Origin of the sequence: Pseudonocardia ammonioxydans (genome assembly GCF_900115005.1) — a bacterium.
Lineage (GTDB): Bacteria > Actinomycetota > Actinomycetes > Mycobacteriales > Pseudonocardiaceae > Pseudonocardia > Pseudonocardia ammonioxydans.
The window spans coordinates 1-19,144 of the sequence record NZ_FOUY01000062.1; the positions used below are offsets into that span (position 1 = coordinate 1).

Consider the following 19,144-nt stretch of genomic DNA (forward strand, 5'->3'; position numbering starts at 1 on the left):
GATCGACGTCTGGCGCCGCGCATGGAACGACTTCATCCCGTTCCTCGACTACCCACCGGAACTGCGGCGCATCGTTTACACCACCAACGCCATCGAATCCATCAACTACCAGCTCCGGAAAATCACCAAGACCCGCGGGCACTTTCCCTCCGACGAGGCAGCGATGAAGCTACTCTACCTCGGACTCCGGAACATCTCGAGCAGAAGGGGAGGTGAATCCGGAACTGGAACACACGGCTGGAAAACGGCTCTGAACACGCTGGTCGTCCTCTTCCCCGGACGACTTCCTCTGTGATACATTAACGGCATTAGTCACCCGTGGCTTACACGGGAATCGTGACAGGCTCGCCAACACGACCACAAACTCAAGGACGCACCCGGCTGGCAGGTCATCACCGGACCGGACAAGTCGCTGACCTGGATCAGCCCCACCGGACACCGTCGAACCACCTGGCCCTACGACTACCGGCACTTCACCGACCCGATGCCCGAACATCCCGGCCACACCGACCCCGGCGACACCGAGGCCGCCGATCCGGCCGCACCCGGGGTCACGGCCGAATCCGGGACCGCACAGAGCGTCGACGACCCGGCAGTACCCGACGACGTGCCGCCCCCGTTCTGACCTGCTATCTCATACTCGCGCAGCACCAGGCACCCTTCCACCGGGACGAGTGAGCTCTGTCCATCCGAGCCACCAGACGTACATTCGATACATGAGCTCCGACGAGCTGAGCGTGTCCGAGGCACGGGAGCAGCTGGCGTCCCTGATCGACCGAGTCCGTGCCGAGCATCAGCCCGTCTTCCTGTCCCGGCGAGGCCGACGAGTCGCCGCGGTGATCGACGCCGAGGACCTCCAGCGCCTGATCGAGATGGCCGAGGACACCGCCGACATCCGCGCCGCCGCCGAAGCCCGCCGCGAGATGGCCGAGACCGGGGCGACACCCGTCCCGTGGGACACCGCCAAGGCGGACCTCGGCCTGTAGACGAGCATGACCTACCAGCTCACCGTCGTGCCTGTCGCCAGGTCTACCGGGGACGATGACGTAGACGGTCACCGCGGCCGGAAGGCGGGCAGGCGGTTCTCGTCGATCCCCAGGATCCGCATCTTGCGGTAGAGCGTCGACCGCGCGATCCCCAGCCGCTCGGCCGCGGCGAGCTTGTTGCCGTGGGTCTCGGCGAGCGCCTCGAGCAGGATGTCGCGCTCGGCGCGCTGCAGTGACGCCTGCCCCGACCGGTTGCTGCTGTCGCGGTACTCGGCCGGAAGGTGCTCGTGGGCGATGTCGGAGCCCAGCGACCGGGTCACCGCCGTCGCGAGCACGGACCCGAGCTCGCGCACGTTGCCGGGCCAGTCGAGCCCGGACAGCGTCCGCAGCGTCGCGGGCAGCAGGCGGGGCGCGGGCCGCCGGGCGGTGTGCGCGCCGATCAACACCGGCGCGAGGTCGGCGATGTCCTCACCGCGGTAGCGCAACGGCGGCACCGTGATCGACACCGGGAAGTGGTCCAGCGTCCGGCCGGCCGGGGAGCCACCGTCACGGGTGCGGACGGTCGCGACGACCCTCGCCCCCGCCGGCACCTCCAGGAGTGCCTCGACCCGTCCTGCCAGCTCGGGGACGAGCTGGTCGAGGTGACGCACTACGACGGTGCCACCGCCGTCGACACCGGAGGTGAGCCTGCGGAACCATGTCGCGGGATCGTCCGGGGAGGTGCGGGCGTCGAGCACGGTGAGCGGTTCCTGCCGCCCCCGCCTGCGGTGCAGATGCGTGGCGACGAACAGCTTGCCCGTGCCCGGCTCTCCACGCAGCAGCAGCGGCCGGTCGTCGTCGGCGACGGCGTCGACGTCGTCGCGCAGCCGGCCGGCGGCGACGCTACGGCCGGGCAGCACGTCGCCGCGCGGATCCGCCCGGCGCGCACGCCGGGCCCGGGGCCCGCCGGCGGGCGCCCGGTCCCCCGCCGCCCGGGCCGCCGGACGCATCTCGACCAGGACCCCGGCGGTGCCGTCCCGGTCGCCGATCCGGGTGGCGCGGGCGTCGACCACGACCTCGCCCGCGAGCCGGACCTCGCCGGTGCACTCGTCACCGGTGCCCAGCATGCGACAGGCCCACTCCCAGAGGCTCGCCTGGTCGGACACGTCGAGCAGCGCCGAGGCCGCCGTGTTCGCCATGACGACGTCCTCGTTCAACGACAGCACGGCGGTGCCCGAGCGCCGACCGGCACGCAGGAACCGCTCCAGCAGCATCTGTTCCCGCCGCGACGCGTCGGCATACATCCGCGACTCGATCTCGCGGACGGCAGCGAGCACGAGCGGCTTCATCAGCTCGTGGGCCTCACCGACCCGGCAGGTGACATCCAGGACGCCCTCGACCACACCACTGATCGGGTGCCGCAGCGGCGACCCGATGCAGGTGAACTCCTGCAGGTTCTCCCGGTAGTGCTCGGAGCCGGACACGACGAACGGCTTGCGTGCCTCGAGTGCGCTGCCGATGCCGTTGGTACCGGTGAACTCCTCGGCGTAGTGGAACCCGGGGGCGACCATCGCCCGGTCCAGCGCCTCTCCCAGGGCCCGGGCACCGGCCCGGCGGTCGATGATCTGCGCCTCCGAGTCGGCGAGCAGGATCGACGCGGGCCCGCCACCCATCTGCTCGGCCAGGCGGTCGATCACCGGGCCGGCCGCGCGCAGCAACCGGTTGGGGCGCTCGAACTCGGGCCGGTAGGGCACGTCCTCGCTGGTCGGGGTCATGCCGACCATCCGGCAGCGGCGCCACGACGTGATGATCTCGTCGCGGAAGGGGGGCACGGCGCCGTCCGCGGCGATCCCGCTCTCCAGCATCCGTTCACGCTCCGCGCGCAGCGCGGCCGCAGGTCGCTCGGGCACGATCGTCGCCTCCTCGCCGTCGACGAAGGCCTGCTCCAGGGTAGGCGACGAAGCCAACCAGGGACGTGTCCCACGGCACTGTCCCATTTCGCGACACGGCGCCGGGTGTGTAGCGAACTGGGACAGTGGCCGGGGTCACGCCCGCCGCACAGTTCCTCTCGTCCGATCCCGACGAGAGGAACAGACGTGACCGACCGACTGCTCACCCCCGTCGTCGACGGTTTCACCTACCTCGAGGGCCCGAGGTGGCACGACGGCCGCCTGTGGCTCTCCGACTTCTACTCGCACACGGTCGTCGCGGTCACCCCCGAAGGGAAGACAGAGGAGATCGTCACGGTTCCCGCCCAGCCCTCCGGGCTCGGCTGGCTCCCGGACGGCACCCTGCTCGTGGTCTCGATGCGCGACCGCAAGCTCCTTCGGCTCGAGCGTGGGGAACTGGTCGAGCACGCCGACCTGACCACAACGACCGGCGGGCACGTCAACGACATGGTGGTCGACGGCCGGGGCCGCGCCTACGTCGGCGACTTCGGCTTCGACCTGATGGGCGGGGCCCCGTTCCGCACGGCGGATCTCACCCGGGTCGACCCGGACGGCACGGTCTCGGTCGCCGCCGAGGACCTCATGTTCCCGAACGGCTCGGTCATCACCCCGGACGGGAAGACCCTGATCGTGTGCGAGACGTTCGGGAACCGGATCTCCGCGTTCGACATCGGGGCCGGCGGCGAGCTCGGACCGCGCCGGGACTGGGCCCACTTCGGGACACTGCCCGGCACCGACGACGTCGGGCAGCTCGTCGCGGCGGCCTCCATCGGCCCGGACGGCAGCTGCCTCGACGCCGACGGCGCGCTCTGGGTGGCCGACGCCATCGGGCACCGCTGCGTACGGGTGGCCGAGGGCGGCGAGGTCCTCGAGGAGATCAGCACCGGGGACGAGGGCGTGTTCGCCTGCATGCTCGGCGGCGACGACGGCCGGACGCTGTTCCTGTGCGTCGCCCCGAACTTCGACGAGGGCGAGCGGGCGACCACCACCCTCGGCCGGGTGGTGTCCACCACCGTCGACGTGCCGCACGCCGGCACCCCGTGAACCCCCGCCATCCCTGACCATCGCACCGAAGCGAGGAGAATCATGACCGCCACCGCCGACACCACTGCCGCTGTCGAGGAACTCGACGTCCTCGTGATCGGAGCCGGATTCGCCGGCATCTACCAGCTGGACCGGCTGCGCGATCTCGGCTACTCGGTCAAGATCTATGAAGCGGGATCGGGCCTGGGCGGGATCTGGTACTGGAACTGCTACCCCGGCGCCCGGGTGGACACCGAGGGGCCGCTCTACCAGTTCTCCTACAAGGACCTCTGGCGCGACTGGGAGTTCCGCGAGCTCTACCCCGGCTGGAGCGAGATCCGGGAGTACTTCGACCATCTCGAGGAGAAGCTCGACGTCAAGAAGGACATCCGCTTCGACACCCGCGTGACCGGCGCCGAGTTCGACACCGAACGCGACCAGTGGGTGGTGCACACCGCGAACGGACGCACGGCACGCTGTACCTTCCTCGTGCCCTGCCTCGGCTTCGCCGCCAAGCCCTACGTGCCGCCGATCGCCGGCCTGGAGTCCTTCCGGGGCGAGTGCCACCACACAGCGTGGTGGCCCCAGGAGGGCGTGGACCTGACCGGCAAGCGGGTCGCCGTCATCGGCACCGGCGCCAGCGGTGTGCAGGTCGTCCAGGAGAGCGCCCGGGACGCGGCGGAGACCACCGTGTTCCAGCGGACACCGGTCCTGGCCATCCGCATGGGTCAGCGCACGCTGACCCCGCAGGACCAGGACGAGATCAAGGCCGGCCTGCCGGAGCGGTTCGCCTACCGCGGCGACACCTTCGCCGGATTCGACATGGACTTCATCCCGCGCAACGCCGTCGACCTGACTCCCGAGGAGCGCACCGCGGAGTACGAACGCATCTGGGCGGCCGGAGGCTTCCGGTTCTGGCTGGCGATCTTCCAGGACACCCTGTTCGATCCGGCGGCCAACGATCACGCGTACGCGTTCTGGCGGGACAAGACCCGCGCGCGAATCGACGACCCGAAGGTCGCCGACACGCTCGCGCCGATGGAGGCGCCGTACCCGTTCGGGGTCAAACGACCGTCGTTGGAGCAGAACTACTACGACGTGTTCAACCAGGACGACGTGCACCTGGTCGACATCTCCGAGAACCCGATCGACACCCTCACTCCCACCGGGATCCGCACCGCGGACGGTGCCGAGCGCGAGTTCGACCTCATCGTGCTCGCCACCGGGTTCGACTCGGTCACCGGTGGCCTGACCCAGCTCGACATCCGCGGCACCGACGGAACCCTGCTGCGCGACCAGTGGGCCGGCGGCGTCGACGCCCACCTCGGCATCGCCACGGCGAACTTCCCGAACATGCTGTTCGTCTACGGGCCGCAGAGCCCCTCGGGCTTCTGCAACGGCCCGACCTGCGCCGAGATCCAGGGCGAGCTGATCGTGGAGACCCTCGACCACCTGCTGCGCAACGGGCACACCCGCATCGAGTCCACTCCCGAGGCGGACCGGACGTGGAGCGAGCACGTCGCCGGTCTGGTCGAACCGACGCTGTTCCCGCTGGCCAAGTCCTGGTACATGGGCGCCAACATCCCCGGCAAGGCGATCCAGAGTCTCAACTACCCGGGTGGGCTGCCGTCCTACCGGCAGCAGTTCGCCGACGCCAAGGCCGAGGGGTACGCCGGGTTCACCATCGCCTGAGATCAGCGCAGGCGCTCGGGGGCGGGGCCGGTCGCCACAGCGATCGGCCCCGGGGCTCCCGGTGACCGCCGGCGCAGATGTCCGACCGGCCGACGGTCGGCAGCGGCGAGTTCGTGCACCACGACCTCGTCGCCGAGCACCAGGTCGTCAATGTCGACCTCGATCTCGCTGCAGTCGGCCAGGCGGGTCCATGTCCGTGTCGTGGCTCCGGTCAGTAGCTCGACGATCGCCCGGCGGCGCAGCGAATCTTCGACAAGACCGGCACCCTGGCCCAAGGGCATCCGGTCGAGCGGCGGATCGAGATTCCGCCGCACGAGCAGTGTGAGGTGCTGCTCGACCAGGGCATGCGAGTACAGGCCGATCGCCGGGTACTGCTCATCGGTTCCCGCGAGCTGCTGCGCGCAAGGTGTGACGGTCAGCCGCAGGGCCGCCGACCGGGGCCGGCGCTCGATCACCCTGATCCGGCAGAACTACGGCATGTCCATCGCCGTGAACGCCGCCGGGCTGCTGGTCTCCGCCGTCGGGGCGCTGTCGCCGGTGTGGCGGCGATCCTGCACAACGCGTGCAGCGTCGCCGTGGTCGCGAACAGCTCGCGGCTGATCCGCTATCGGATTCCACGACCGTGCTGTCCTCGCCCGGTACAGGATCGCCGCCGACAGCCCACCCGGATCAGCGGCGGTCGGCGTCAGGACGGGAGCGGCCCGGGCACGAGATGGACCCGCGCGAGTCTCTCGACCAGCTCCGGTAGCGCTCCTTCCGGAGCACCACCCTGGCGCAGAATCCAGTAGCTGTGCGCAACCGTGTCCGACACCGTCGCCCGCGTCCTGCTGCGCCCGAACTCCGCACACAGTCGCTTCGTGGCCTCATCGCAGCAGGCCATGGGTGGGGTGCCCGGCATCGAGTGCCCCCAGCGCACCGCCGCCGCCCGTGCCTCGTCCGCGACGGCCTGCATGCTGTCGGTCGAGGTGGCTGCCGCGCAGCTCGGCCTCGTCATCCCTGACGTGCCTTGTTGCGCGGATTCTTCTTGTTGATCACATAGACCTTTCCGTGACGCCGGGCCACCTGCGCCCCTGGCTTGTTCTTCAGGGAGCGAAGCGAGTTGCGCACCTTCATCTGTACCTCCTCACAGGAGCGGCAGCGCCGGACTGCCGAGCGTGTTCTCCGCTGACCGGCCTGCGCCGTCCTCTCCCCCGCTTCCAGGCGCCGAACCGGGGCTCCGTGCGCGTCAGCACGCGTTCACCAGCTGGACTTGCGCACCCCGGGTAGCGCACCGTCGTGCGCCAGCTCCCGCAGCCGCACCCGCGACACCCCGAACTTGCGCAGGTGCCCGCGCGGGCGGCCGTCGACCGCATCGCGGTTGCGGACCCGGGTCGCGCTCGCGTCGCGCGGCTGCCGGCGGAGCTCGGCCGCCGCAGCCGCCTTCTCCGCAGGGGTGGCCGACGGCCGCACGATGACGGCCTTCAGCTCGGCCCGCCGCGCGGCGTAGCGGGCGACGATCCTCTTGCGCCGCTCGTTCTTGGCGATCTGTCCCGTCGTGGCCATCAGACACGCACCCCGTTCGCCCGGATCCTCGCGACCGCGGCCGCGACCCCGATCCGGTCCACGGTCTTGATCGCCTTCGCCGAGAGGGTCAGCCGCACCCAGCGGTTCTCCTCGGCGAACCAGTAGCGCCGGGTCTGCACGTTGGGGTCCCACCGCCGGCTCGTGCGGCGGTGCGAGTGGGACACCGACTTCCCGAACCCCGGCTCGCGGCCGGTCAGCTCGCAGCGACGGGCCACGGCTCACCGCCCCGCATTCGGGTAGGGCAGCAGGGCCATCTCGCGCGCGTTGCGGATCGCGGTGGCGACCTGACGCTGCTGCTGCCGGGTGAGTCCGGTGACCCGCCGGGCGCGGATCTTGCCGCGGTCGGAGACGAAGGTGCGCAGCAGCGCGGCGTCCTTCCAGTCCACCTGCTCGATACCCCGCGCGGTCAGCGGGTTGGGCTTGCGGCGCGGTGCGCGCAGCGGCCTGCTCCGGCCTGCCATCAGCGCTCCTCCCTGAACTCGACGTGCCCGCGGATCCGCGGGTCGTACTTGCGCAGCACCAGCCGGTCCGGGTCGTTCCGGCGGTTCTTCCGCGTGACGTAGGTCGTCCCGGTCCCGGCGGTCGACCGCAGCTTCACGATCGGCCGGACGTCGGTGGTCTTCGCCATCAGTCCTCCTCCAACATGGGAATCATTTTCGTTTAGGCTACACCGACCGTGCTCACGCCTGCTTCCGGGAGGACGTCATGACCGAAGGTGGTGGTCGCGTGCGGGACCGCGCGCGAGGGCGCGGAGCCGACGGTCACGCGAGTGCGGGAGCTCGACGCCGGCCTCCACGACGACCTTCACGATTTCGCCTGTGGCGAGGGAGCCGATCCATGAGGAGCACCCGTACCGCTGGGAACCCGGGCAGGGCTTCTCCACCGCACTCGATGCGCATCGGGCCTGCTGATCGGTGCGGGGGCGGGGCAGCCGGGCACACCTACGGCCACCACGCGGTGTGGCAGTTCAACGACACGTCGGCCCCGGCTCGTGCCGCCAGAACTCCCGGCGGAGGCCTGCCGGAACGAAGTGTCAGCCGTCGTCGCCGGCGGGCGCCCGCACGGGCCGGTCCGCGGGCGGCCCGCCGTGGATCAGCGCGGAGATCCGCTGCCGGCTCACGCCGAACAGCTGACCGATCCGGCTGATGCTCATCTCCTCCTGGTGCAGGGCGCGGGCCTCCTCGCGGCGGAACCGGCTGCCGACCGCACCGAGGTCGTCGAGAGCCTGGGTGATCGTCTCGACGATCAGCGGACGGTCCTCGTCGAGCACGATCTCCGACCACGAACGCCCGGCGGTGCGCAGCTCCGCGAGCTCTGCGAGGCGCTCGGCGGCCGTCTCCAGGTCGCCGATCGTCGCCGCCAACTGCTCGCGGAGTTCGCGCAGGGCGCGCACCGCCGGCTCCTCGCTCTGGCTCACGCGCGCTCCACTCGGGTCATGTCCTGCCGGAACCGGTCATCCGACCACAACGATGCTGAAAGGAGCCTGAAAGTCCCGGTGACGCGCCCGTCGTCACCGGGACGGTCGCGCGGCCGCGAACCCGGCACCCCATCGCGAACCCGCTCCGGCGACTGGTAACTTCCGGTCCGCAATAGCTATTGCGGACCTCAGGAGCAGGGGCGAATGATCACGGTCTATCTCAACCGGCAGGTCACCGACGACGAGCGGCGGGAATCCCTGTTCGCCGGGGACTTCTACCTCTACAGCGGCAAGCCGGGTCCGCTCGGCCTGGTCGACCATGCCAAGGACCTGATCTCGGAGGCCTTCGCCGGTCTCGACCCGGAGCGGGCCCAGTTCGAGATCGGCGTCGAGGAGTTCGTCCGCCGGGTCGGCCCGCTGAAGGCCGAGTTCACCAACGGTGAGCGGACCAAGGAGCTGTGCCGGCAGTTCGCCCTCGACCTGGACATGGATCCGGAGCGGACCTACTTCGACATCCCACGGCTGCGGGTCATCCCCGCCGACGACTTCCTGACCGCCGGTGTCAGCTACAACTACAAGGCCCACCGCGACATGTGGTACGGCCACCCCCAGCAGCTCGTGAACTACTGGACGCCGGTCTTCCCCGTCGTCGGCGGCAACGTCATGAGCATGTACACCGACTTCTTCGACAAGCCGGTGAAGAACGGGTCGAACGCCTACGACTACGACGAGTGGGTCTCGAACCACCGGTTCGCGGCGAACGAGAAGATCGCCAAGGACGACCGTCCGCACCCGCTGCCGCTGGAGGACTTCGAGAGCCGCGGCGAGATCCGTGTCGCGGGCGGGGCGGGTGACGTGTTCATCTTCTCCTCGAACCACCTGCACGCCTCCGCGCCCAACACCTCGGGCGTCACGCGGTTCTCCTACGACCTGCGCACCATCAACATCGACGACGTGCGTGCCGGCCGGGGCCCGCGCAACGTCGACAGCGGCGCCACCGGTACGACGCTGGGCGACTTCCTGCGCGTCTCCGACCTCGCCCCGCTGCGCGTCGAGGACCTCGAGACCACGACCGCCGGCCGCTGACCGGGCCCGCCCGGCGGCGGACCGTCCGCGCGGCGCCCGGCGCCGGCGCGGGCGACCGCCGCCGAGCGGCCCACCCCGGAACAGCGCCTACCGGGCGTCCCGGTGGGCAGGATCGGCCAGTGCGGGACGCGAGGCGGGATCACGCAGGACACCACTGATCGTCTCCACCACGACGTCGTCGGAACTGCGCAGGAACCGTCCGGGGAAGGCCACGTCCATCCCGAACCGCCGCCGGTTGATCCCGTGCAGAGCCCGGTCGAGTCCGGTGAGGACCGTCCGCTCCGGCGACGCGGCCACGAACCGCACCCCGTCGGCGACCTGCACGCGTGCGAGGTCCTCCCACCGCACCCAGGCGCTCCCGGCAGGCGTGCGCAGGTAGACGCCGTCCGGCACGAGCACGATCCCGATGCGACGGAGCAGCGCGGTCGCGCACACGACGAGCGTCATCCCGAAGAAGGCGACGGCGAGCACTCCCCCGAGCGCGACCATCGGCGCCGGCACCGTCACCATCACGAGCCCGGCCACGACGAACCCGGCCGAGCCGAGCAGGCCTGCACCCACGGCCACCGTGGACTGCACGAACACCAGCCCGCCGGTTGCCGCCGTGTAGCGGTTCAGTCCCGGCAGAGTGCCGTGCCGCGTACCCCCGGAGCTCCCGGACCGTTCCGCGGGCCGGCTCCTGTCGCGGGTCAGCACCACGTAGGCGACTCCCCCGGCCCCGAACAGGGCCACTCCGGCCCCGCCGATCCCGACCTCGCCCATGACCAGGACCACGACCGACAACGCCGTCATGACCACGAACAGCAGTGGATACGTCCACTCCCGCATGTGCGCCCCCGCTCTCCCGGTGACGCCGACGCCCGCGTCACCCTCCCCGCCCGGGTGGCACCACACGCACCCGGTTTCTCCGGACGACGCTACGGAGCCCGCTGTCCCCGCACTGTCCGCTCCCGGAACCGCGACCACGGCACGCCACGGCACGCCACGGCACGCACGCCCCGGCACCGCGCCGGCGTGGTCGGGCATACGGTCGGCGTCACGCGACAGGACTGGAGAGCCGAACGTGTTCCACGGGCTGAGCGCCTTCCCCCTGACCCCGACCGACGAGGACGGGGTCGACGAGTCCGCCGTCGCCGAGCTGGTGGCCCGGCTCGACCGGGCCGGGGTCGACTCGATCGGCGCGCTGGGTTCCACCGGCGGGTACGCCTACCTCTCGCGCGAGCAGCGCCGCAGGGTCGCGCAGGTCGCGGTCCGGGCCGCCGGGGACACCCCCGTCCTGGTCGGGATCGGGGCGCTGCGCACCGCCGACGTGCTGCGGCACGCCGAGGACGCGCAGCGGGCCGGCGCGGCGGCGGTGCTGCTGGCGCCGGTGTCCTACCAGCCGCTGACCGACGACGAGGTGTACGGCCTCTACGCCGACGTGGCGGCCGAGCTCTCGGTGCCGCTGTGTGTCTACGACAACCCGGGGACCACCCACGTCGTCTTCTCCGACGAGCTGCACGGCCGGATCGCGGAGCTGCCCGCGGTCGGTTCGATCAAGATTCCCGCGACGCCGCCGGAGCCGGCGCAGGCCCGCGCCCGGGTGGCGCGCCTGCGGGCCGTGCTGCCCGACCGCGTCACGATCGGGGTCAGCGGCGACCCCGCGGGTGCCGGCGGACTGCTGGCCGGGTGCGACGCCTGGTACAGCGTGCTGGGCGGCCTGTGGCCGCAGGTGTGCCTGGCGATCACCCGGGCCGCGCGGGCCGGGGACGACGACGGCGCCCATCGGCTCTCCGATCGTCTCGCGCCGCTGTGGGAGCTGTTCGCCCGCCACGGCAGCCTCCGTGTCGTGTCCGCCATCGCCGAGCAGGCCGGCCTGATCGGGACCCCGAACCTGCCCCGGCCCCTGCTGCCGCTGCCCGCCGAGGCGCGTCGGCATGTGGCCGCGGTCGTCGAGGAACTCACCCCCGAGCTGTCCGAGCCGCCCGGCCGGGCCTGAGCTCTCGCGGGCCACCGCGGGGACCGCTGCCCCGGCCCGGGGTTTCGGATGATCCGACCCGGGGAATCCTGCGCCGACATCGACAGACCGCCGAGGGCGGTGCCCGCCACCCCGGACCGGGCCGGACGGCCCTGTCCGCCAGCCGGATCACCTGCCACGGTCGGAGCGACGGGCGCCGCCGCCCACGACGGCGCCCCCGAATCGGGCGGAGGGCCGGCGATGACGGGCTCGGTGAACGACTTCGGTGGCGTCCGGCTCGGCAGTGCGGACGCGAACGGCGAGGTGACCGATCACGCGGGCGTCCACATCGGGCGCGTGACCGAGCGCGGCGAGGTCGTCGACTTCGCCGGCGTCCGGATCGGCCGGGTCTCCGGGGTGACCGAGAACCGGGACCGGCCGGCCACGGAGACCGCGGCGCGCAGCTGACCCGCCCCCGGCGGCGGGACGGAAGTACGGCGTGGTTTGAACTACGGCGTGCTTGAAGTACGGCGAGGAGGAGCGACGATGCTGAACGATCGGGACCGGCAGCTGCTCGACGAGATGGAGCGCCACCTCACCACGACGAGTCCGGCACTGGTCCGCCGGTTCGAGCGCCCGCAGCGGTGGTGGGTCTGGGGGCTCCCCGGGGCCGTACTGGTGGCCGGGCTCGTGGTCGTGCTGGGTCTGGTGCTGCTCGGACTGCCGGCTCACGCCCTCGTCATCGCGGCCGTCTCGGCGTGGCCGCTCGCCCGGCTGCTGCGCCGCAGGCGTCTGGCGAGCGAACCCGAGCACCGGCCGGACGGTCGCGGCACCGCGGACAGCTCCCCGTAGCCACCCCTGCCGCCGATCCGGGTCGCTCAGCCGTGCCACGCCCGGGGGCCGGTGCGGACCTGCGGGTCGAGGTGGGCGATCAGTGCGATCTCGATCGCGACGCTGGAGGTGAAGTAGTCCTGCACGGTGCGCGTGGTGACACCGACGGCCGCGGCGATCTCGTCCAGAGTCGGGTTCGCGGTGTTCTCGACGACGAGCTCGCGCACGGCCCGGAGGATGGCCTCACGCACGGCCAGTGACCCCGCGCTCGGCCAGGTCGACGTCGGCGCCGGCGGCCGTACCGGACGTCCTCGCCCCCACCCGGGTGCCGAAGAGCTGCATGGCGCGGGCACCCAGCAGCGGGCCGGGTACGAGCAGCAGGAACGCGTACTGCCAGCCGACGGCGTCGGCGAGCAGCGGCACCAGCTGGATGCTCAGCACCGTCAGGGCGAATCCGAGCGCGGTCTGCGCGGTCAGCGCGGTCCCGACGAAACGGGGGTCGGCGGTCTCGCTCAACGAGGTGGAGAAGACCCCGGAGTCGGCGATCACCGAGGCGCCCCAGACCGCGCAGAACACGACCAGGACGGTCGGCCCGGCGACGAAGGCGACGGGTGAGAGCAGGCAGCAGGTCCCGCTGACCCCCAGCGCGGTGACAGCGGCCGGGGCGCGGCCCCAGCGATCGGCCGCCACCCCGCCGAGCAGGCAGCCGAGCACGCCGACGACACCCATCGTCACGAACACGACCAGCCCGACCGATCCCGGCAGCACGGCTGCGGCCGGGGCGGCGAGCAGGAACGTGGGCAGCCAGGTCCAGAGGGCGTAGAGCTCCCACATGTGTCCGAAGTAGCCGAGGTTGGCCAGCAACGGTCCGCGCTGGGTGAACATCGTGAGCGCGTAGCGCGGGTGCGGGACGCAGCGGCCCGGCAGGTGCGGGCCCGGCCGGACGACGAGCGCGGCCACCACCGCACCGACCCCGCCGATCGCGGACGCGACGAACAGGACCGCCTGCCAGGGCAGGTCACCCAGACCGCTGATCAGCTGCGGCATGATCGACCCGAGGGTCAGCGCACCGATGAGCACACCCAGTGCCCGGCCCCGGCCGGTGCTGGGCGCCCAGGACGCCATCAGCTTCATCCCGACCGGATACACCCCGGCCAGGCACACCCCGGTGAGGAAGCGCAGCGGCAGCGCGCTGCCCATGCCGTCGGCGAACAGGGCGAGCCCGACCGTGCAGAGCGCGGCCGCGGCGGCACTGACGGCCAGCAGCACGTGGGCGGCGATCCGGTCGGCCAGGTTCCACACGGCCGAGGCGATCGCACCGGCCACGAAGCCGAGCTGGGTGGCGCCGGTGAGCCACACGGCGCCTGCGGTGCTGATCCCCCAGTCCTGCCGCAGGCTCGGCACGACGGCCGAGACCGAGAACCACACCGCGAGTCCCAGCACCTGGACCGCCCACGGAGCGGAGGTGGGTACGTGAACCGTCGACCACGGCCGAACAAGCGGGACATGATCGTCGAGGAGGCGTCGCGGCTCTTCTACCAGCGCGGGACCGGCCTCGGGGTGGACACCCTGATCGACGAGATCGGCGTCGCCAAGATGACGCTCTACAAGCACTTCCCCACCAAGGACGACCTGATCCTTGCCTGCCTGCGGTTCGTCGACGCCCGCTACCGCGACCGGCTGCGCAGCGGGCTCGCCGACGACGACCCGGCGACCGAGCGGGTCCTGGGGATCTTCGACTCGCTGCGCGACTGGTTCGCCACGCCGAGCTTCCGGGGCTGCGCGTTCGTCAACGCCACCGTCGAGCTCGCCGATCCGCAGCACCCCGCCCACCAGGCGGTCCTCGAGCACAAGACCAGCACCCGCGAGTGGGTCGCCGAGCTCGTGACCGAGTGCGGGGTGGCCGACCCGCAGTTCGTCGCGCGCCAGATCGTCCAGCTCATGGAGGGCGCGATCACCACGGCGATGCTCGAGCAGGACCCGACCGCCGCCGACGTCGCCCGGGCGTCCGCGGCGCAGGTGCTGGCCGCGAACGCCGCGGGGTAGGGCTGGTCACAGCCTCGTGGGAGGATCCGCGCGTGCCGTCGGCCACCCGGCACGGCCTGCGCAGTACCTCGGCGTCAGCTCCGCGTCGTTTCCTCCTGGGGGGCCCATGTCCGGCGAGAGCAACCTGTTCGGGCTGGCACGCGACCTGGCCGAGCTGCTCGGCTGCCCGATCACCATCGAGGACCCGGACACCGTGGTCGTCGCGTACGCGGGCGATCACGCCGGCGCGGACCGGACACGGGTCGACACGATCCTCAACCGGCAGGTCCCGATGCAGGTCCGGCGGGCCTTGGACCGGGCCGGGGTCTTCGATCGGCTGCGCGTCTCGGACGACGTGGTCGTGGTCGAACTGTCCGAACTGGAGATGCTCCCGCGCGCGGTGATCGCGGTGCGCGGGGACGGCGAGCTGCTCGGCTCGATCTGGGCCGTCACCGAGGGCGCCCCGACCGCGCAGCAGGAGGCGGCGCTGCGCGCGACCGTCCCGGCCGTCGCCGAGCACCTGCGGACGGCGCGCCGGGAGTCCGACGAGGCCCACCGCGTGCGGGCCGACCGGCTCGACCGGCTGCTCACCGGCGGCGAGACCGCGGTCCGCGAGGCCGGGGAGGCGGCGCTGCCGGGGCAGCTGGCGGCGGTCGCGATCCGCGGCAGCACCCCGGGCCGGCTCGAGCGGGTGGCGAGCGCGCTGACCCTGCACCTCAACGCGGTCGCCCCGCGCTCGGTCTGCGCGGTCCGCGACGAGACCCTGTACGGCGTGCTCGCCGCGTCGTCGGGGCGCCGGATCCTCACCGACTTCGTGGAACGGGTGGCCGAACGGACGGGTTTCGTGGCGGGCATCGGCGACGCGGTCCCGGCCCACGACCTGCCCCGCTCCGCCGCCACCGCCGCCGAGGTCGCCACGGTGCTGCTCCGGCGCAGGCCCGGCACCCGGGTCGCCGAGCTGCGTGAGGTGTTCGCCGACGTGCTCGTCGACCGGGTCCGCGGCTTCCTCGACACCCACGCCGAGGCGAGCCCGCTGGTGCGGCTCGAGCGCCACGACGCCCGGCACCGGACCGAGCTCGTCCCCGCCGTCGACGCCTACCTGTCCGCCGCGGGCAGCGTCGCCCGCGCCGCGGAGATCCTTCGCGTGCACCCCAACACGATCCGCAACCGCCTGCACCGGGTCCGGGTGGCGTGCGAGGTCGATCCCGACGACGCGGCCACCCGGCTCGCGCTGATGGCCCACCTGGCCGCCCGGCGCTCCGACGAGGGTTGTGGGATCCCACAACCCTGACCACCGCGGTGTGGCCGAACCACCACAGGCGCGGACCCGTGATCACGCGCACACTGCGGTACATGGGCACTCAGCGGATCGTCGTGGTGGGTGGCGGCATCGTCGGCCTCGCCACCGCGTGGCACCTGCAGCGCGGCGGGGCGGAGGTCTCGGTCGTGGAACGGCGCGAGGTCGCGGCCGGGTCGTCGTGGGGCAATGCGGGCTGGCTCGCCCCCGCACTGACCCTGCCCTTGCCCGAGCCGGCGATCCTGGCGACCGGGATCCGGGCTCTGCTCAGTCCGAAGTCGCCGGTCTACGTCCCACCGCGGCTGGACCCGAAGCTGCTCGGCTTCCTCGTCGGGTTCGCCCGGCACTGCACCGACCGCAAGTGGCGCCAGGCGCTGCAGGTGTTCATCGCCGCCAACGCCTCCGCACTGACCGCCTACGACGAGCTGTCCGATGCGGTCGAGGCCGGGGTCGAGGAGCCGATCAAGGCGGCGTCGCCGATGCTCGCCGCGTTCGCGAGCGAGGCCGACCGCGAGGGACTGCTCGCCGAGTTCCGCCGGGTCAACACCGACGGCGGACGCACCGACTACGCCCTGCTCGACGACGCCGCGGTGCACGAGCTCGAACCGGCGCTCGGCCCCGGTGTGCGCTGCGGCGTGCAGATCGAGGGGCAGCGGTTCATCAACCCGGGCCGGTTCGTCCACGCCCTCGCCGACGCCGTCAAGACGGCCGGCGGCGAGATCGTCACCGGACGCGTCGTGACCGGCGTCGACGGCGACGGCGGCCGGCCGCGCGTCGACTTCGCCGACGGTGACGCCATCGAGGCCGACCACGTCGTCCTGGCCAACGGGGCCTGGCTGGGCCGGCTCGCGCGCAAACACGGCGTCCGGCGCCTGGTCCAGGCCGGGCGCGGTTACAGCTTCACCGTCCAGCCCGACTCCACCCCCCGCAACCCGATCTACTTCCCCACCCAGCGGATCGCCTGCACCCCGCTCGGCGGCCCCGAGGACGGCCTGCGCGTCGCCGGGATGATGGAGTTCCGCGACCCCGACGACCCGCTCGACCCCCGCCGCGTCGACGCGATCACCGAGGCGGCGCGGCCGATGTTCACCGGCGTCGACTTCGCCGCCCGCCGCGACGAGTGGGTGGGCTCGCGCCCCTGCACCACCGACGGCCTCCCCCTCGTCGGGCGCACCCGCACCCCGGGCGTGCACGTCGCCGGCGGGCACGGCATGTGGGGTGTCGCGCTCGGCCCGCTCACCGGGCGGCTGCTCGCCCGCCAGATCCTGCACGGCGAGACCGACCCGGTGCTGCGCAGCTTCGACCCGCTGCGCTGACGTTCCGGCGGCGACAGCGCAGCGGTTCCGCGCTGCTCAGTCCCGGATCCGTGGGTACACGTCGGTCGGCGGGTCCTCCGCCAGTGTGTGCCGGGGGCCGGTGACCATCGGCTCCGGCGCGCGATCGTAGGACTCCCGGATCGCGCGCTGCGTCGGCTCCGGGAGCTCGTGCATCATCGCCTCGACCCGCTCCCGGCGCCGGTGCACCGCCTGCCGGTCCGGCATCCCCGGCGAGGCGGCCAGCTGCGGCTTGAGCGGCGGCAACCCCTCCAGCTCACCGGCCTCGGCCATCTCCCGCTCCGCCTGCGCGGAGTCCTTCTCCTCACTCATCCCGATCGGCCCCTGCCGCCGGCCGTTGAGGAACTGCGCGACCACCGGCTCCTCCGAGGTCAGCAGCTGCTCCCGCGGCCCGAACATCGCCAGGTGCTTGCGGTAGAGCAGCCCGATGTTGCCCGGCACCGTCTGCGCCGTGTTGATGTCATGGGTGACGATCAGACACGTCGAGTCGGTCTGCGCGTTCAGATCAATGATCGTCTGGTTCAGATACGCCGTACGCACCGGATCCAGACCCGAGTCCGGCTCGTCGAACAGCAGGATCTCCGGCTCCAGCACCAGCGCCCGTGCCAGCCCGGCACGCTTCTTCATCCCACCCGAGATCTCACCAGGCAGCTTGTTCTCGTCACCCCGCAGCCCGACCAGCTCCATCTTCTCGAACACGATGTCGCGGATCTGGGTCTCGCTCTTGCGCGTGTGCTCACGCAACGGGAACGCGATGTTGTCGTAGAGGTTCATCGACCCGAACAGCGCACCGTCCTGGAACAGCACCCCGAACAGCTTGCGGATCTCGTAGAGCGTCGACTCGTTGCACCGCACCAGGTCGGTGCCGTGGATCATGATCGACCCCTTCTCCGGCTTCAGCAGCCCGATCAGGGTCTTGAGGAACACCGACTTCCCGGTACCCGACGGGCCCAGCAGCACCGACACCTCACCCGCAGGCAGCGTCAGCGTCACGTCCGACCAGATGTTGGCCGGGCCGAAGGACTTCGTCAGCCCCTCGACCTTCACTTCGACGCCTGTCACCGTCGTCCTCCTCAGACCGGCTTGACGTCGGCGACGAGCCAGTGCCCGTCGACGTCGTCCATCGTGACCTTGACCCGGCTCCCGGCGATCCGGGGGGCGCCCTCCTGACCAGCACGGGTCGTCTGGTTGACGAACAACAGCGCGACCAGGCGATCACCGCCGGTCTCCTCCGGGATGACCGACGTCCCGACCACCTCGGCCTCGGTCGTGACCTGCTGCTGCTCGGTGGCCGGCGCGATGACCTGGCTGATGAGCGTGCCGTAATCGGTGCGGAACGCCTCGGTGAGGTCCCCGCTCACGCGGTCGACCAGTCCGTTCACGCCCTGTGGGTCGTAGCTGAGCAGCGCGGTGGTCGTCCGCTGGGCCGCAGCCACGGCGTCGGCCCGTCCCGCGGCGCTCGAAGCGCTCATCGCGCTGAAGCCCCACAGGCCACCGGCCAGGAGCGCACAGACCACGACGGCGACCGCAAGTTCGGTCAGCACTCGCCGCGGCCGGTGCTCCAACCGGCGCCGGAAACCCCGCAGCGGGGCGGTCAGGACCGCAACGATCCGGGAACCAACTCCGGGCCGGTCTCCGGCATCCGCACTCCGCCCGTCGCCCCCCGGCCCCTGGGCGTGGGTGCGGCCCATATCGCCGTCGGCATCATCGGCGCTGTCGCCGGGCCGTGCATTCCCGCCGGCGTTGCTCGGCTCGGCCGCCGCCGTGTCGCGGTCGGCGTCGGCCGGGGCGCTCTTCGTCGACGTCGTATCCGGTTCGGTGACCGAATCGGTTGTCTCGTTCGTCGTCTCCGTGGGCTCCAGGGGGTCGGCAAAGTCAGATGATCTTGAGGAGCTGGAGGGGCCGCAGTGCGTCGCGGCTGTGATGTCGTAGTGCGGCGGCGATGTTGGTGGCGCCGGCCAGACGGTGCAGGCTGATCGCCAGGTTCCGTAGCGCAGCCATGACCTGCGGTGCGGCACCGGTGCGC

25 protein-coding genes are annotated in these 19,144 nt (G+C 71.9%); 12 read left to right on the forward strand and 13 right to left on the reverse strand.

What is annotated here, in order from left to right:
- The 3 genes from BM093_RS31115 to BM093_RS31120 all read left to right on the forward strand — a co-directional run.
- Positions 1 to 295, forward strand: a 295-nt coding sequence (locus BM093_RS31115; protein ID WP_177238813.1) for a transposase, incomplete at its 5' end; no start/stop codon positions are given.
- A gap of 189 nt (positions 296 to 484) precedes the next feature.
- Positions 485 to 625 (forward strand): hypothetical protein, encoded by a 141-nt coding sequence (locus BM093_RS36340; protein WP_177238814.1) that lies wholly within the window; start codon positions 485 to 487, stop codon positions 623 to 625.
- Between the two features lie 91 nt (positions 626 to 716).
- The gene (locus BM093_RS31120) at positions 717 to 986 is read left to right on the forward strand and encodes a type II toxin-antitoxin system Phd/YefM family antitoxin (protein ID WP_093355494.1); all 270 of its coding nucleotides are present in this window, start codon (positions 717 to 719) and stop codon (positions 984 to 986) included.
- A gap of 68 nt (positions 987 to 1,054) precedes the next feature.
- Here BM093_RS31120 and BM093_RS37660 read toward each other — a convergent pair whose 3' ends face one another.
- A complete protein-coding gene (locus tag BM093_RS37660; RefSeq protein ID WP_245773923.1) occupies positions 1,055 to 2,932 on the reverse strand; it encodes a sigma-54-dependent Fis family transcriptional regulator in 1,878 nt (625 codons plus the stop codon).
- A 129-nt stretch (positions 2,933 to 3,061) separates the two neighbouring features.
- Here BM093_RS37660 and BM093_RS31130 point away from each other — a divergent pair, with 129 nt between their 5' ends.
- Together BM093_RS31130 and BM093_RS31135 are read left to right on the forward strand one after the other, a co-directional pair.
- Positions 3,062 to 3,958, forward strand: a complete 897-nt coding sequence (locus BM093_RS31130) for an SMP-30/gluconolactonase/LRE family protein (RefSeq protein ID WP_093355502.1) — start codon at positions 3,062 to 3,064, stop codon at positions 3,956 to 3,958.
- Positions 3,959 to 4,000: 42 nt separating this feature from the next.
- A complete protein-coding gene (locus tag BM093_RS31135; protein WP_093355507.1) occupies positions 4,001 to 5,629 on the forward strand; it encodes a flavin-containing monooxygenase in 1,629 nt (542 codons plus the stop codon).
- A 2-nt stretch (positions 5,630 to 5,631) separates the two neighbouring features.
- On the opposite strand, the gene BM093_RS36345 is transcribed toward BM093_RS31135, so the two are convergent.
- From BM093_RS36345 to BM093_RS31170, 7 genes are all read right to left on the reverse strand, one after another.
- The gene (locus BM093_RS36345) at positions 5,632 to 6,084 is read right to left on the reverse strand and encodes a hypothetical protein (RefSeq protein ID WP_093355516.1); all 453 of its coding nucleotides are present in this window, start codon (positions 6,082 to 6,084) and stop codon (positions 5,632 to 5,634) included.
- Positions 6,085 to 6,619: 535 nt separating this feature from the next.
- Complete coding sequence (gene ykgO / locus BM093_RS31145; RefSeq protein ID WP_093355520.1) at positions 6,620 to 6,742, reverse strand: type B 50S ribosomal protein L36; 123 nt, start codon at positions 6,740 to 6,742, stop codon at positions 6,620 to 6,622.
- A 123-nt stretch (positions 6,743 to 6,865) separates the two neighbouring features.
- Positions 6,866 to 7,171: a 30S ribosomal protein S14 gene (gene rpsN / locus BM093_RS31150; RefSeq protein WP_093355529.1), complete on the reverse strand. Its 306-nt coding sequence runs from the start codon at positions 7,169 to 7,171 to the stop codon at positions 6,866 to 6,868.
- Positions 7,171 to 7,407 carry a 50S ribosomal protein L28 gene (gene rpmB / locus BM093_RS31155; protein ID WP_093355535.1) on the reverse strand — a complete coding sequence of 79 codons (237 nt, stop codon included), beginning with the start codon at positions 7,405 to 7,407 and terminating at the stop codon, positions 7,171 to 7,173. Before rpmB ends, rpsN begins: the two co-directional genes overlap by 1 nt.
- A 3-nt stretch (positions 7,408 to 7,410) precedes the next feature.
- Complete coding sequence (gene rpsR / locus BM093_RS31160) at positions 7,411 to 7,653, reverse strand: 30S ribosomal protein S18 (RefSeq protein WP_093355540.1); 243 nt, start codon at positions 7,651 to 7,653, stop codon at positions 7,411 to 7,413.
- A complete protein-coding gene (gene rpmG, locus BM093_RS31165; RefSeq protein ID WP_093355547.1) occupies positions 7,653 to 7,820 on the reverse strand; it encodes a 50S ribosomal protein L33 in 168 nt (55 codons plus the stop codon). Before rpmG ends, rpsR begins: the two co-directional genes overlap by 1 nt.
- 405 nt (positions 7,821 to 8,225) lie before the next feature.
- A complete protein-coding gene (locus BM093_RS31170) occupies positions 8,226 to 8,609 on the reverse strand; it encodes a hypothetical protein (protein ID WP_093355552.1) in 384 nt (127 codons plus the stop codon).
- A 204-nt stretch (positions 8,610 to 8,813) separates the two neighbouring features.
- Here BM093_RS31170 and BM093_RS31175 point away from each other — a divergent pair, with 204 nt between their 5' ends.
- On the forward strand, positions 8,814 to 9,695 hold the full coding sequence (locus BM093_RS31175; protein ID WP_093355556.1) for a phytanoyl-CoA dioxygenase family protein: 882 nt from the start codon (positions 8,814 to 8,816) through the stop codon (positions 9,693 to 9,695).
- Positions 9,696 to 9,782: 87 nt separating this feature from the next.
- Here BM093_RS31175 and BM093_RS31180 read toward each other — a convergent pair whose 3' ends face one another.
- On the reverse strand, positions 9,783 to 10,523 hold the full coding sequence (locus tag BM093_RS31180) for a hypothetical protein (protein WP_093355561.1): 741 nt from the start codon (positions 10,521 to 10,523) through the stop codon (positions 9,783 to 9,785).
- A 235-nt stretch (positions 10,524 to 10,758) separates the two neighbouring features.
- Here BM093_RS31180 and BM093_RS31185 point away from each other — a divergent pair, with 235 nt between their 5' ends.
- From BM093_RS31185 to BM093_RS31195, 3 genes are all read left to right on the forward strand, one after another.
- Complete coding sequence (locus BM093_RS31185; RefSeq protein ID WP_093355565.1) at positions 10,759 to 11,673, forward strand: dihydrodipicolinate synthase family protein; 915 nt, start codon at positions 10,759 to 10,761, stop codon at positions 11,671 to 11,673.
- A 219-nt stretch (positions 11,674 to 11,892) separates the two neighbouring features.
- The gene (locus tag BM093_RS31190) at positions 11,893 to 12,099 is read left to right on the forward strand and encodes a hypothetical protein (protein ID WP_093355568.1); all 207 of its coding nucleotides are present in this window, start codon (positions 11,893 to 11,895) and stop codon (positions 12,097 to 12,099) included.
- A 78-nt stretch (positions 12,100 to 12,177) separates the two neighbouring features.
- Complete coding sequence (locus tag BM093_RS31195) at positions 12,178 to 12,483, forward strand: DUF3040 domain-containing protein (RefSeq protein ID WP_093355571.1); 306 nt, start codon at positions 12,178 to 12,180, stop codon at positions 12,481 to 12,483.
- A gap of 26 nt (positions 12,484 to 12,509) precedes the next feature.
- Here the strand turns inward: BM093_RS31195 and BM093_RS31200 are convergent, their stop codons facing one another.
- Complete coding sequence (locus BM093_RS31200; RefSeq protein ID WP_143105628.1) at positions 12,510 to 12,689, reverse strand: hypothetical protein; 180 nt, start codon at positions 12,687 to 12,689, stop codon at positions 12,510 to 12,512.
- 16 nt (positions 12,690 to 12,705) lie between these two features.
- Complete coding sequence (locus BM093_RS31205) at positions 12,706 to 13,905, reverse strand: MFS transporter (protein WP_245773924.1); 1,200 nt, start codon at positions 13,903 to 13,905, stop codon at positions 12,706 to 12,708.
- A 30-nt stretch (positions 13,906 to 13,935) separates the two neighbouring features.
- Between BM093_RS31205 and BM093_RS31210 the strand changes: the two genes are divergently transcribed.
- The 3 genes from BM093_RS31210 to BM093_RS31220 all read left to right on the forward strand — a co-directional run bounded on the left by BM093_RS31210 (position 13,936) and on the right by BM093_RS31220 (position 17,100).
- On the forward strand, positions 13,936 to 14,508 hold the full coding sequence (locus BM093_RS31210; protein ID WP_143105629.1) for a TetR/AcrR family transcriptional regulator: 573 nt from the start codon (positions 13,936 to 13,938) through the stop codon (positions 14,506 to 14,508).
- A gap of 106 nt (positions 14,509 to 14,614) precedes the next feature.
- Positions 14,615 to 15,778 (forward strand): PucR family transcriptional regulator, encoded by a 1,164-nt coding sequence (locus tag BM093_RS36350; protein ID WP_093355582.1) that lies wholly within the window; start codon positions 14,615 to 14,617, stop codon positions 15,776 to 15,778.
- Between the two features lie 62 nt (positions 15,779 to 15,840).
- Positions 15,841 to 17,100 carry an NAD(P)/FAD-dependent oxidoreductase gene (locus BM093_RS31220; protein WP_093355600.1) on the forward strand — a complete coding sequence of 420 codons (1,260 nt, stop codon included), beginning with the start codon at positions 15,841 to 15,843 and terminating at the stop codon, positions 17,098 to 17,100.
- 36 nt (positions 17,101 to 17,136) lie between these two features.
- Here the strand turns inward: BM093_RS31220 and BM093_RS31225 are convergent, their stop codons facing one another.
- Both BM093_RS31225 and BM093_RS31230 read right to left on the reverse strand, forming a co-directional pair.
- Positions 17,137 to 18,180 carry an ABC transporter ATP-binding protein gene (locus BM093_RS31225; RefSeq protein WP_093355584.1) on the reverse strand — a complete coding sequence of 348 codons (1,044 nt, stop codon included), beginning with the start codon at positions 18,178 to 18,180 and terminating at the stop codon, positions 17,137 to 17,139.
- Between the two features lie 11 nt (positions 18,181 to 18,191).
- Positions 18,192 to 18,635, reverse strand: coding sequence for a hypothetical protein (locus BM093_RS31230; protein WP_143105630.1), 444 nt, complete (start codon positions 18,633 to 18,635; stop codon positions 18,192 to 18,194).
- Positions 18,636 to 19,144: the final 509 nt, after the last annotated feature.